The sequence below is a fragment of the Pseudomonas sp. FEN genome (assembly GCF_904067045.1).
In the GTDB taxonomy this organism is placed as follows: Bacteria; Pseudomonadota; Gammaproteobacteria; order Pseudomonadales; family Pseudomonadaceae; genus Aquipseudomonas.
This window is the reverse complement of the sequence record NZ_CAJFDC010000016.1, coordinates 53,425-65,693: the sequence shown is the minus strand read 5'-3', so window position 1 is coordinate 65,693 and position 12,269 is coordinate 53,425. Positions and strand designations below refer to the sequence as shown.

Here is a 12,269-nt window from a genome sequence, read left to right as displayed (position 1 = left end):
TATGCAATCGATTCGTTGCGTGAGTCTGGCGATGGCCGCCGTGTTGATGGCCGGCTGCAGCAGCTTCACCGGTCAAAGCAGTCCTGAACTGTCCAGCAAAGCCCGTTGGGGGGTGTTGCCGCTGGTCAACTATTCCCAGACGCCACAGGCCGGCGAACGCAGCGAGCAGATCCTGCTCAGTGTGCTGAGCAGCCGCGGCCTGCAACCGCAGGTTTATGCCGGCACGCCAGGGCAGGGCGAACAGGCCTTGCTCGACGATAACGAACGTCTGGCCGGAGCGATGGATTGGGCCCGTGAGCAGAAGCTCGACTACGTGGTGTCCGGCAGCGTCGAAGAGTGGCAGTACAAGAATGGCCTGGATGGCGAGCCGGCGGTGGGTATCAGCCTGCGGGTCGTCGAGGCCGGTACCGGCAAGGTCCTCTGGAGCAATAGCGGCGCCCGCGCCGGCTGGTCCCGCGAAAGCTTGGCCGGCGCGGCCCAGAAGGTCCTCGACAAGCTTGTCGGTGGCCTTCGGATCGAGTGACCGCGATGAACTCTCCACACATGGACTACGCGCTGGCACCACGCGCCAGCGGTCCGGCGTCATGGCTGGAAACCTTCCTGGTGACTGCGTTGGTCATCGGTTTCGGTCTCTGGTTGACCCCTGAAGACCCTCTGCAGGTGCGGGGCGAGTTTCCCTGGTCGCTCCTGGCGCCGCTGTTGCTCGGGGTCCGCTACGGCTTTGTTCGTGGCCTGATCAGTGCCAGCCTGCTGGTGGCGGCGTTCTTCGTCCTGCGCCAGTCGGGGCTGGCAGCCTACGCGCAGATCGCGCCGTCCTACATTGTTGGCGTACTGGTCTGCGGCATGCTCGTGGGCGAAGTGCGGGACCTGTGGGAACGCCGGCTGCTGCGCTTGCAGATGGCCAACGAGTATCGCCAGTACCGACTCGACGATTTCACCCGGGCGCACCAGATTCTGCGGGTGTCCCATGATCGTCTGGAGCAGCGTCTGGCCGGCAGCGACCAGAGCCTGCGCAGCTCGTTGCTGGGGCTGCGCGAGCGTCTGCGTGGCGTGCCCAACGGTGAGGATTCGCTGGTCCTGCTGGCCGAACCGGTACTGACTTTGCTCGGTCAGTACGGCTCGTTGCGGGTAGCCGGATTGTACCGTGTGGCGCAGGCCCGCAACGCAGCGCCGACACTGACCCTGTTGGCCGCCACCGGGACCATGGGCCCCCTGGACAACGAGGACCTGCTGGTCCGCTTGTGCCTGGAGCGTGAGGAGCTGGTCAGCGTGCGGGAAGAGTTGATCGATTCCGGCGGACAAGCCACGGTGTCGTCGTTGCAAGCCTGTATTCCGCTGGTGGATACCCAGGGGCGGATACTGGCGATTCTCGCGGTACGGCAGATGCCGTTCTTTGCTTTCCAGGAGCGGACCCTCAGCCTGTTGGCCTTGCTGGCCGGGCATATTGCCGACCTGTTGGAGCATGATCCACAGGTGTTGCAACTGGAAAACGCCGACGCTCAGAACTTCACCCGCCAGCTCAAACGTTCGCTGGTGGATGTCGAGCAGCACGGGTTGTCCGGCTGCCTCTATGCCTTCGAGCTGACCCGGCCCAACGATGAGTTGGCGCGCTTGTTCGAACGTAGCCAGCGCGGTCTCGACTTGCACCTGACTCTGTCCAACGAGCGTGGGCATGCACTGTTGCTGGTGCTGCTGCCGCTGACCAGTGCCCAAGGTGCCGAGGGCTATCTGGCGCGCCTGGGCAAGCTGATCCACGAACACTTCGGCATGAACGTGGAACTGCCCGACCTTGGGGTCAATGTCTTGCCTTACGATCTGGAGTCGGCCCGGGAACGGGACGGGCTGCGTAACTTCCTGCATAACGAGTGTGGCCTGAATGTTCAGCAAGTGGCTGTTTAGCGGGGCGCTGTTTTTCGAAGTCGGCAGTTGGGCCAGTCTGACGGCAGGGCTGCCCGATCTGCAGATCGCGCTCCTGTATGCAATGACCCATGGCATCGCCTGCGGCCTGTTGACCGCGGCGGTGTGGCTGTTGCTGCCGGCGCGTTATCGCCGGCCGTTGCCCTGGAGCCCGCTGTTTATCTTCAGCGTGGCATTTTTTGTGCCGCTGATCGGCGCCGTGGGAGTGATTACGGCGATCTTTCCGGCGCTGTACCTGCCACGCAAGCGTGAAACGCAGATGTGGCAGGCGACGGGCATTCCCGAGCTGCCGTTTCGCGCGCAGACCCAACTGCACTCGCCGACCTTTGGCGACAGTGGCTTGCAGGATGTGTTACGCCATGCCCCGGACCCGGACCAGCGGCTGGCGGCATTGCTCGCTACCCGACGGATGCCGGGCAAGGAAGCCGTACCGATTCTCAAGCTGGCCCTGGGCGATCCGAGCGACGATGTGCGCTTGCTGGCGTACTCCATGCTCGACAAGCAGGAAAGCGACATCAACCTGCGTATCCAGTCTTCCCTCGAACAGCTATCCGGCGCATCGCCACGCAAGACCGGCGCCTTGCACGCCACGCTGGCTCGCTGGTACTGGGAGCTGGCCTATCTCGGTCTGGCCCAGGGCAGTGTCCAGCAGCACGTCCTCGGGCAAGCCGGTGAACACGCCGAGCGGGCCTTGAAGGCGGGCGAGGGCGGTGAGTTGCTGTTGCTGGCCGGGCGTATCGCCCTTGAGCGCGGCGATATCGGCAAGGCCCGGCTGCATATGCACCAGGCCGAAGAGGCGGGCATGGACCCGGCCAAGGTCTTGCCGTTCCGCGCCGAAATGGCCTTTGAAAGCGGGCGCTATGCCGAGATTCCCGGGCTGCTGAAAAGCCTGCCGCCGCAGTTGCAACAACGCCCGCCCTTCGCCGGGCTGGTAAGGACCTGGACATGAAAAAGCCCGTCAATCCAACGCCGATCGCCGATGTCTGCCTGTTGCTCGAAGGCACTTGGCCGTATGTCCGCGGCGGTGTGTCCGGCTGGATCCACCAGATGATCCTCGGGCTGCCGCAACTGACTTTTTCGGTGCTGTTTATCGGTGGCCAGCGGGAAGCCTATGGCCAGCGACGCTATGAAATTCCGCCGAACGTGGTGCATATCGAAGAGGTGTACCTGGAGGAGGCCTGGCGCAATCCGAAGCACAAGCGTGTCGCGCACACGGCGTCCTTCGAAGAGCTGAGCCAGCTCTACCGTTACCTGCACAACCCGCAGAAACCCGCGCCCGAGTTGGGTTTTGGCGTGCTCGACGCCCTCGCCCAGGGGCGGATTACCCTGGATGACGTGCTCTACAGTCGTCCCAGTTGGGAGGCGTTGACCGAAGGTTATGAGCAGCATTGCGCCGATCCGTCCTTCGTCAACTATTTCTGGACCTTGCGCACCATGCAGTCGCCATTGCTGATGCTCGCCGATGCCGCCCGACGGATGCCGCGAGCGCGGGTCCTGCACTCGATTTCCACTGGTTACGCCGGGTTGGTGGGCTGCATCCTCAAGCAATTGTGGGGTTGCCAGTTCCTGCTCAGCGAGCACGGCATCTACACCAAGGAGCGCAAGATCGACCTGGCCCAGGCCAGTTGGATCGCCGAGAGCAGCAACCAGGCGCTCAACGACAGCATGGACGCCGGCTCCGGTTATATCCGCATGCTCTGGGTACGGTTCTTCGAGCGTATCGGCCATCTGGTGTACGAGAGTGCCGACCAGATCATTGCCTTGTACGACGGCAATCGCCAGCGGCAGATCAAGGATGGCGCGCGGGCGGAGCGCACCCAGGTGATTCCCAACGGCATCAACCTGGAGCTCTGGACCCAGGCCCTCAACGCCCGTGCCGAAGGCATCGCCCCGGTGGTCGGGCTGATTGGTCGGGTGGTGCCGATCAAGGATGTGAAGACTTTCCTGCGCGCCATGCGCGGAGTGGTCAGCGTGATGCCCCAGGTCGAGGGCTGGATCGTCGGACCGGAAGAGGAAGACCCCGAATACGTCGCCGAGTGTCGCAGCCTGGTGGCCAGCCTGGGCCTGGAAAAAAAGGTGCTGTTCCTCGGCTTCCAGAAAATCCAGGAGATCCTGCCACAACTGGGGCTGATGGTCCTGACCTCGATCAGCGAGGCGCAACCCCTGGTCATTCTCGAGGCCTGGGCCGCCGGCACGCCGGTGGTGAGCAGCGACGTGGGTTCCTGTCGCGAACTGATCGAGGGCGGCGAAGCGGCCGACCGTGATCTCGGTCTGGCCGGCAAGGTGGTGGCGATCGCCGACCCGCAGGCGACGTCCCAGGCCATCATCGACCTGCTGCGCAGTCCCGAGCGCTGGAAGTCCGCCCAGGCCGCGGGTTTGCTGCGGGTTCACCGTTACTACAGCGAGACCTTGATGATCGACCGTTATCGCACGCTTTATCAAACTGCCATGGGGGCTGTGTAAATGGCCGGCATTGGTTTTGAACTGCGCAAGATCCTCTCGCGCGACTCCTACACGGCGACGCTGCATGCGTATGTCTATGCGGGCCTGATCAGTTCCGGGCCCTGGGTCCTGTCGATTCTCAGCGTGATGCTGGTCGGGGTCATCAGTCTCGGCTTGGTGGTCCCGGAGGTACTGATCCGCCAATTTCTGATCACAGTGACCTACCTGATGGCCACGTCGCTGATCCTCACCGGTGGCTTGCAGCTGTTTTTCACCCGTTTCGTCTCCGACCGCCTGTTCGAGCGCAAGTACGAGCAGATCCTGCCGAACCTGGTCGGCGTGCTGCTATTGGTGACCCTGGGTTCGGGAATACTGGGCATCATCCTGTTGGTCACGCTGTTCGAGCAGTCGCTGATCTACCGGTTGCTGGTCCTGGCCAATTTCGTGGTGCTCTGCAACCTATGGCTGGTGATCATCTTCCTCTCCGGGATGAAGGCCTATAACCGCATCCTGCTGGTGATGCTGGTGGGCTATGCGCTGATGGTCGGCAGTGCGTTCGCCCTGCGCTACATGGGGATGGAAGGGTTGCTGCTGGCGTTGCTGTTGGGCCACAGCACGCTGTTGTTCCTGTTTCTCTACGACATCCTGCGCGAGTACCGGGCCGAGAAGCTGGTGGCCTTCGACTTTCTTGATCGGCGCCAGGTGTTTGTCAGTCTGTTGCTCACCGGGCTCTGCTACAACCTGGGAATCTGGATCGACAAGTTCATCTTCTGGTTCAACCCGGACACCTCGAGCCAGGTGATCGGGCCGATGCGCGCCTCGATTCTCTATGATTTACCGATCTTCCTCGCGTACCTGGCGATCATTCCCGGGATGGCGGTGTTCCTGGTACGGATCGAGACCGACTTCGCCGAATGGTACGACCGCCTGTTCCGCGCGGTACGCGATGGCGAGACCTTGCAGCATATCGGTTCGTTGAAAGCCGAAATGACTTTTTCAATTCGCCAGGGCCTGCTGGAAATCTGCAAGGTCCAGGGGTTGACGGTGGTCCTGCTGTTCCTGTTCGGCCCGCGCCTGCTGGAGTGGCTGGGCATTTCCAGCTATTACCTGCCGCTGTTCTATATCGACCTGATCGGGGTGAGCATCCAGGTGGTGTTCATGGCGATTCTCAACGTGTTTTTCTACCTCGACAAACGGGCGATCGTGCTGGAGCTGTGCCTGTTGTTCGTGGTGCTCAACGCCGCGTTGACCGTGCTCAGCCTGTACCTGGGGCCGAGTTTCTTCGGTTATGGTTTCACCTTTTCGCTATTGGCCTGTGTGCTGCTGGGGCTGGCGCGGTTGTCGACGGCGCTGGATGACCTGGAGTACGAGACTTTTATGTTGTCGCGCTGAGGGGGGGGGGACAGTGCCCAATCGAGTTAATCGGGCATCCCGCGGTGCGATCTGCGATGATCAAGGCTTCGATTCAGGTTCACCCGAGGAGCGCTCCAATGAATGGTGTACAGCAACTGGGGGAAATGCTTCGGCACTACGCCGATACTGAGGCACACAAGAAGCAACTGTTTGAAAAACAATCGGCGCACTGGACGGCACGCATCGTCGAGTTGTTCGATCGCATGGAGCAGTGGCTGGCCCCGATAAAGAGCCCGAACCTGCTCGAGACGCAACGTGAAGCTTATGTAGCCTTCGGTCCCAACCTGGCGGTGGAGGTCTCGACCTTCAAGACACAGAAGCTGACGATCCAGATCGCCGGAAAAACGATGGAGTTCGTACCGGAAGTGATGGGCGCCGGCGGCGCGATCTCCCTGGCGGTCATGGGGCACACGGCGGCACGTCATGGCAGCGTTTCGCTGGTGGGCGTACCCGGTACCAGCGAATGGCAATGGCGCAAGACCAATGGCCTGAAAGACCCGGACGTCTATGCGTTCGACGCCGACTTTCTAGCCATGCAGTTGCAGAGCCTTATTCCTCGCGAATATCACTGACTCCGCTGCCTGCCTGGACACAACCTTCGACTGTGGCGCCCGGCCAGCCTCGACGCTATGCCGACGGCCGGAGCGTACAGACGTTGTCGTGGGCAGATTCCCACAACAAAAAAAGCCAGGGAGGATTTGCCGGGTCGCAAATCCTGTGACACTTTGTCTTCCCCAGAGGTTGGGTGGCATTCTCGTGTTCAACTCCGGCCTCTTTACCGAAACCGTTTAGAAGGATCCAGCTCATGGCTCAAGTCACCCTCAAAGGCAACCCGGTTACTGTCAACGGTCAATTGCCGCAGGCCGGTGCCCAGGCTCCAGCGTTCTCCCTGGTGGGCGCGGGTCTGGCTGATGTCACCCTGGCCAGCTTTGCCGGCAAGCGCAAGGTGCTGAACATCTTCCCAAGCGTCGATACCCCGACCTGCGCGACCTCGGTGCGCAAGTTCAACGCCCAGGCCAACGATGTGGCCAACACCGTGGTGCTGTGCATCTCGGCTGACCTGCCATTTGCCCAGGCGCGTTTCTGCGGCGCCGAAGGCCTGGAAAACGTCCAGAACCTGTCGACCTTGCGCGGGCGCGAGTTCATTCGTGAGTACGGCGTTGAAATCGCTGACGGCCCACTGGCCGGCCTGACCGCGCGTGCCGTGGTGGTACTGGACGAGAACGACAAGGTGCTGCACAGCGAGCTGGTCAAGGAAATTGCCGAAGAGCCCAACTACGAAGCGGCCCTGGCTGTCCTGAAGTAAAGGAAAGGCCGGTTTGCGGTGAGTGTGAAATCGCCATCGCAGCGATAGCGGTGTCACATTCACCGCTATCAGCGCCGACAAAAAAGTATTTCAAGACGTGATTTTACGTTTACAAGGAGACAGGCAGATGGCTCAAGTCACCCGCAGGGGCGTAACGGTGCGGATCAACGGACAATTGCCGCAACCCGGCTCCCAGGCCCCGGCGTTTTCCCTGGTGGCCAAGGACCTCTCCGATGTCACCCTGGGCAGCTTCGCCGGCCAGCGCAAGGTGCTGAATATCTTCCCCAGCGTCGACACACCGACCTGCGCCAAATCCGTACGCCAGTTCAACCAGCGCGCCGGCGAACTGGCCAACACCGTGGTGCTGTGTATTTCCGCGGACCTGCCGTTCGCCCAGGCGCGCTTTTGCGCCGCCGAGGGGCTGGAGCATGTGCTCAATTTGTCCACCCTGCGCGGTCGCGGGTTCATGCGTGACTACGGCGTGGAAATCGCCGACGGCCCCCTCGAGGGCCTGACCACCCGTGCGGTGCTGGTCCTCGACGCCGACGACAAGGTACTGCACAGCGAATTGGTGGCGGATATCGGCCAGGAACCGGATTACGAAGCGGCGCTTGCGGCGCTGGAATAAACGGTTCTGAAACAAGCGGTTTATAATTATTCACAGCCTGACACTGTCCAGGCTGTTTTTATTTGTGCTTCAGTGTTTTATCCGAATCCTGACAAAAGTGCTCCCAAGGTAAATTGCCGGTAAAGGCGCTTTTCCTGAAACAATGCAGTGCTTATCTTGCAGCCTCCCCAAAAAGAAGTTCTCGCGCACAATGGTTGATCACTCCATGCAATCTTCTGTTTCCCACAAGTCTCGTCGCTGGCTGTTCGCCCTGTTGATTCTGTTGGTTATCGGCGCGCTGTGCTGGCATTTCTGGCCGTCAAGCGCGCCTCAGAAAAATGGCCAAGCCCAGTCCGCCGCGCGCACGGGCAAGTCGGGCATGATGCGGCCGGGCTTTGGCGCATCCGCGGGCCCGGTGCCGGTGCGGGTAGCCGCGGCGACGGTGGGGGACTTCCCGGTCTACTACAAGGCCCTGGGGACGGTGACCGCGCTCAACACGGTCAATGTGCGTACGCAAGTAGCCGGGCAACTGGTCAAGATCCATTTCCAGGAAGGTCAGATGGTCAAGGCCGGTGACGTGCTGGCCGAGATCGATCCGCGCAACTACGAGAGCGCCTTGCTCCAGGCCCAGGGCACCCTCCTGCAAAGCCAGGCGCAGTTGAAGAACGCCCAGGTCGATTTGCAGCGTTATCGCGGGCTGTTCGCTGAAGACAGTATCGCCAAGCAGACCCTGGACACCGCCGAGGCGCTGGTGCAGCAGTACCAGGGCACGGTCAAGACCAACCAGGGCGCGGTCGAGGCGGCCAAGTTGAATCTGGACTTCACCAAGATCCGCGCACCAATTTCCGGGCGCCTGGGCCTGCGGCAACTGGACGTCGGTAACCTGCTGGCCGCGAACGACAGCCAGGCGCTGGTGGTGATCACCCAGACCCAGCCGATCAGCGTGGCCTTCACCTTGCCGGAAAACAACCTCGATACCGTGCTCACGCGCTTTCGCGGCGGGGCGAAACTGCCCGCCGAAGCCTGGGACCGTGGCGATGTGAAGCAGCAGGCCAGCGGGGTATTGCAGAGTCTCGACAACCAGATCGACATCACCACCGGCACCCTCAAGTTCAAGGCTCTGTACGAAAACCGCGAGCAGACCTTGTTCCCCAACCAGTTCGTCAATGTGCACCTGCTGGCCGACACCCTGAAGAACGTGGTGCTGGCGCCGAGCGCGGCGATCCAGTTCGGCAACGACGGTACCTTTGTCTATGTCATGGACGGCGACAAGAAGGTCAAGATCCGGCCGCTGAAAGTTGGTTCCAGCGACGGCAATGTCACGGTGATCAAGGACGGCCTGGCCGCTGGCGATCGCGTGGTCCTGGAAGGCACCGACCGCTTGAAGGATGGCGGTGAAGTGGACGTGGTCAACGACAGCCAGGATGTGCCCAAGGCGCCTTCCGAGCAGTTGAAGGAAGGCGCGACGTCCAAGGCACCGGCTGAAGCCGGCAAGGCGAAAAAGGTCGGCGCATGAATCTCTCGCGGCTGTTCATCCTCCGTCCGGTGGCGACCACCTTGAGCATGCTGGCCATTGTCCTGGTCGGCCTCATTGCCTATCGCCTGCTGCCGGTGTCGGCGCTGCCCCAGGTCGACTATCCGACCATTCGGGTGATGACCCTTTACCCGGGGGCCAGTCCCGACGTGATGACCAGCGCGGTCACCGCGCCCCTGGAACGTCAGTTCGGGCAGATGCCCGGCTTGACCCAGATGGCCTCCACCAGTTCCGGCGGGGCATCGATCCTGACCCTGCGCTTCAACCTCGAAACCAACATGGATGTCGCCGAGCAGCAGGTCCAGGCGGCCATCAACGCCGCGACCAACCTGTTGCCCAAGGACCTGCCGGCACCGCCGGTGTACAACAAGGTCAACCCGGCGGACACCCCGGTATTGACCCTGGCGATCACGTCGAAAACCATGCTGTTGCCCAAGCTCAATGACCTGGTCGATACCCGCATGGCGCAGAAGATCGCCCAGATCAGCGGCGTGGGCATGGTCAGCATTGCCGGCGGCCAGCGCCAGGCGGTGCGGATCAAGGTCAATCCCGAGGCCCTGGCGGCCAACAGCCTGAACTTGTCGGATGTCCGCACCCTGATCGGCGCCTCGAACGTCAACCAACCCAAGGGCAACTTCGACGGTCCGACCCGGGTGTCGATGCTCGACGCCAACGACCAGTTGCGTTCGCCCAAGGAGTACGCCGAGCTGATCCTGGCCTACAAGAACGGCGCGCCGTTGCGGCTCAAGGATGTCGCGCAGATCGTCGACGGCGCCGAGAACGAACGCCTTGCCGCCTGGGCCAACGAAAACCAGGCCGTGCTGCTGAATATCCAGCGCCAGCCCGGGGCCAACGTGATCGAGGTGGTGGACCGGATCAAGGCCTTGCTGCCGTCGATCACCGATAACCTGCCGGCGGGCATCGATATCACGGTGTTGACCGACCGCACCCAGACCATCCGCGCCTCGGTCACCGATGTACAGCACGAACTGTTGATCGCCATTGCCCTGGTGGTGATGGTGACGTTCCTGTTCCTGCGTCGGGCCAGCGCCACCCTCATTCCTTCCGTGGCCGTGCCGCTGTCGCTGATCGGTACCTTCGGAGTGATGTATCTGGCGGGCTTTTCGATCAATAACCTGACCCTGATGGCCTTGACCATTGCCACCGGCTTCGTGGTCGACGATGCCATTGTCATGCTGGAAAACATCTCGCGCTTCATCGAGGAGGGCGATAGCCCGATGCAGGCGGCGCTCAAGGGCGCCAAGCAGATCGGTTTCACCCTGATCTCCCTGACGCTGTCGCTGATCGCGGTGTTGATACCGCTGTTGTTCATGGCCGATGTGGTCGGGCGGCTGTTCCGCGAGTTTGCCATCACCCTGGCCGTGGCGATCCTGATTTCCCTGGTGGTGTCGCTGACCCTGACGCCGATGATGTGCGCGCGCTTGCTCAAGCGCGAGCCCAAGCCCGCAGAGCAGGGCCGCTTCTACCGGGCCAGCGGGGCCTGGATCGACTGGTTGATCGAAGCCTATGGGCGCAAGCTGCGCTGGGTACTCAATCACCAACCGTTGACCCTGCTGGTAGCGGTCGCGACCCTGGCCCTGACCGTGTTTCTCTACCTGATGGTGCCCAAGGGGTTCTTCCCGGTGCAGGACACCGGGGTGATCCAGGGCATTTCCGAAGCGCCGCAGTCGGTGTCCTTTGCCTCCATGAGCCAACGGCAACAGGCCCTGGCCAAGGTCATCCTGGCCGATCCGGATGTTGCAAGCCTGTCGTCCTATATCGGCGTGGACGGCGACAATGCCACGCTCAACAGCGGTCGCCTGCTGATCAACCTCAAGCCGCGCCATCAGCGCAGCCTGACCGCGACCCAGGTGATCAACCGCCTGCAGCCGGAAGTCGACAAACTGGCGGGGATCCGCCTGTTCATGCAGCCGGTGCAGGACCTGACCATCGAAGACCGGGTCAGCCGTACCCAGTACCAGTTCAGCCTGTCCTCGCCGGATGCCAACCTGTTGGCCGAGTGGAGCGCCAAGCTGGTGGACGCGCTGGCCCTGCGCCCGGAACTGAGGGACGTGGCCAGCGACCTGCAGGACAAGGGCTTGCAGGTCTACCTGGTGATCGACCGCGATGCCGCTTCACGCCTCGGCGTGGCGGTGTCGGATATCACCGATGCGTTGTATGACAGTTTCGGCCAGCGGCAGATTTCCACCATCTACACCCAGGCCAGCCAGTACCGAGTCGTGCTGCAGGCCCAGGCGGGGGAGAGGATCGGGCCGCAGGCGCTGGAGCAGATCCACGTCAAGACCACCGGCGGCGGGCAGGTGCGCCTGTCCAGCCTGGCCCGTATCGAGGAGCGTCAGGCTCAGTTGGCCATCTCCCATATCGGCCAGTTCCCGGCGGTGATGATGTCGTTCAACCTCGCGCCCGGTGTGGCGTTGGGGCAGGCGGTGCAGGTCATCGACCAGGTCAAGCAGGAGATCGGCATGCCGATTGGCGTGCAGACCCAGTTCCAGGGGGCGGCCGAAGCTTTCCAGGCCTCGTTGTCGAGTACCTTGTTGCTGATCCTGGCGGCGGTGGTGACCATGTACATCGTGCTCGGGGTGCTCTATGAGAGCTACATCCACCCGGTGACCATTCTCTCGACCTTGCCCTCGGCGGCGGTCGGCGCCTTGCTGGCATTGATCCTGAGCGGCAACGACCTGGGCATGATCGCGATCATCGGTATCATCCTGCTGATCGGTATCGTCAAGAAGAACGCGATCATGATGATCGACTTCGCCCTCGACGCCGAGCGTAACCAGGGCATGGCCCCGGAGCAGGCGATCTACCAGGCGGCCCTGTTGCGCTTCCGGCCAATCCTGATGACCACCCTGGCGGCGTTGTTCGGCGCCATTCCATTGATGCTCGCCACTGGCTCCGGTGCCGAACTGCGTCAGCCCCTGGGCCTGGTGATGGTCGGCGGGTTGCTGGTGAGCCAGGTGCTGACGTTGTTCACCACCCCGGTGATCTACCTCTACTTCGACCGCCTGGGACGGCGCTGGGGCGGCATT

Annotated in this window: 9 protein-coding genes and 1 pseudogene; all 10 read left to right on the top strand. The window is 62.2% G+C overall.

Annotation, left to right across the window (positions count from 1 at the left end):
- Window position 1 precedes the first annotated feature (1 nt).
- Entirely contained in the window at window positions 2–523 is a 522-nt protein-coding gene (locus PFEN_RS19235; protein ID WP_191488389.1) for a penicillin-binding protein activator LpoB, read from the top strand.
- Between the two features lie 5 nt (window positions 524–528).
- Window positions 529–1,899 (top strand): PelD GGDEF domain-containing protein, encoded by a 1,371-nt coding sequence (locus PFEN_RS19230; protein WP_191488388.1) that lies wholly within the window; start codon window positions 529–531, stop codon window positions 1,897–1,899.
- Window positions 1,877–2,866: a HEAT repeat domain-containing protein gene (locus tag PFEN_RS19225; protein WP_191488387.1), complete on the top strand. Its 990-nt coding sequence runs from the start codon at window positions 1,877–1,879 to the stop codon at window positions 2,864–2,866. The genes PFEN_RS19230 and PFEN_RS19225 overlap by 23 nt, the downstream gene beginning before the upstream one ends.
- Window positions 2,863–4,380, top strand: a complete 1,518-nt coding sequence (pelF, locus tag PFEN_RS19220) for a GT4 family glycosyltransferase PelF (RefSeq protein ID WP_191488386.1) — start codon at window positions 2,863–2,865, stop codon at window positions 4,378–4,380. The genes PFEN_RS19225 and pelF overlap by 4 nt, the downstream gene beginning before the upstream one ends.
- Window positions 4,381–5,751, top strand: coding sequence for an exopolysaccharide Pel transporter PelG (gene pelG / locus PFEN_RS19215; RefSeq protein WP_191488385.1), 1,371 nt, complete (start codon window positions 4,381–4,383; stop codon window positions 5,749–5,751).
- A gap of 98 nt (window positions 5,752–5,849) precedes the next feature.
- Window positions 5,850–6,344 (top strand): hypothetical protein, encoded by a 495-nt coding sequence (locus PFEN_RS19210; RefSeq protein ID WP_191488384.1) that lies wholly within the window; start codon window positions 5,850–5,852, stop codon window positions 6,342–6,344.
- 233 nt (window positions 6,345–6,577) lie between these two features.
- The gene (gene tpx, locus PFEN_RS19205; protein WP_191488383.1) at window positions 6,578–7,078 is read left to right on the top strand and encodes a thiol peroxidase; all 501 of its coding nucleotides are present in this window, start codon (window positions 6,578–6,580) and stop codon (window positions 7,076–7,078) included.
- Window positions 7,079–7,205: 127 nt separating this feature from the next.
- Window positions 7,206–7,706, top strand: coding sequence for a thiol peroxidase (tpx, locus tag PFEN_RS19200; protein WP_191488382.1), 501 nt, complete (start codon window positions 7,206–7,208; stop codon window positions 7,704–7,706).
- Window positions 7,707–7,896: 190 nt separating this feature from the next.
- On the top strand, window positions 7,897–9,201 hold the full coding sequence (locus PFEN_RS19195; protein ID WP_191488381.1) for an MdtA/MuxA family multidrug efflux RND transporter periplasmic adaptor subunit: 1,305 nt from the start codon (window positions 7,897–7,899) through the stop codon (window positions 9,199–9,201).
- Window positions 9,198–12,263: pseudogene (locus tag PFEN_RS19190) on the top strand (MdtB/MuxB family multidrug efflux RND transporter permease subunit); the annotation flags it as partial. The gene PFEN_RS19195 and the pseudogene PFEN_RS19190, both read left to right, overlap by 4 nt.
- Window positions 12,264–12,269 lie beyond the last annotated feature (6 nt).

Bases quoted from the DNA above. Each gene is read 5' to 3' on its own strand.
- PFEN_RS19235 (WP_191488389.1), top strand. From the start codon at position 2: ATGCAATCGATTCGTTGCGTGAGTCTGGCGATGGCCGCCGTGTTGATG.
- PFEN_RS19230 (WP_191488388.1), top strand. From the start codon at position 529: ATGAACTCTCCACACATGGACTACGCGCTGGCACCACGCGCCAGCGGT.
- PFEN_RS19225 (WP_191488387.1), top strand. From the start codon at position 1,877: ATGTTCAGCAAGTGGCTGTTTAGCGGGGCGCTGTTTTTCGAAGTCGGC.
- pelF (WP_191488386.1), top strand. From the start codon at position 2,863: ATGAAAAAGCCCGTCAATCCAACGCCGATCGCCGATGTCTGCCTGTTG.
- pelG (WP_191488385.1), top strand. From the start codon at position 4,381: ATGGCCGGCATTGGTTTTGAACTGCGCAAGATCCTCTCGCGCGACTCC.
- PFEN_RS19210 (WP_191488384.1), top strand. From the start codon at position 5,850: ATGAATGGTGTACAGCAACTGGGGGAAATGCTTCGGCACTACGCCGAT.
- tpx (WP_191488383.1), top strand. From the start codon at position 6,578: ATGGCTCAAGTCACCCTCAAAGGCAACCCGGTTACTGTCAACGGTCAA.
- tpx (WP_191488382.1), top strand. From the start codon at position 7,206: ATGGCTCAAGTCACCCGCAGGGGCGTAACGGTGCGGATCAACGGACAA.
- PFEN_RS19195 (WP_191488381.1), top strand. From the start codon at position 7,897: ATGGTTGATCACTCCATGCAATCTTCTGTTTCCCACAAGTCTCGTCGC.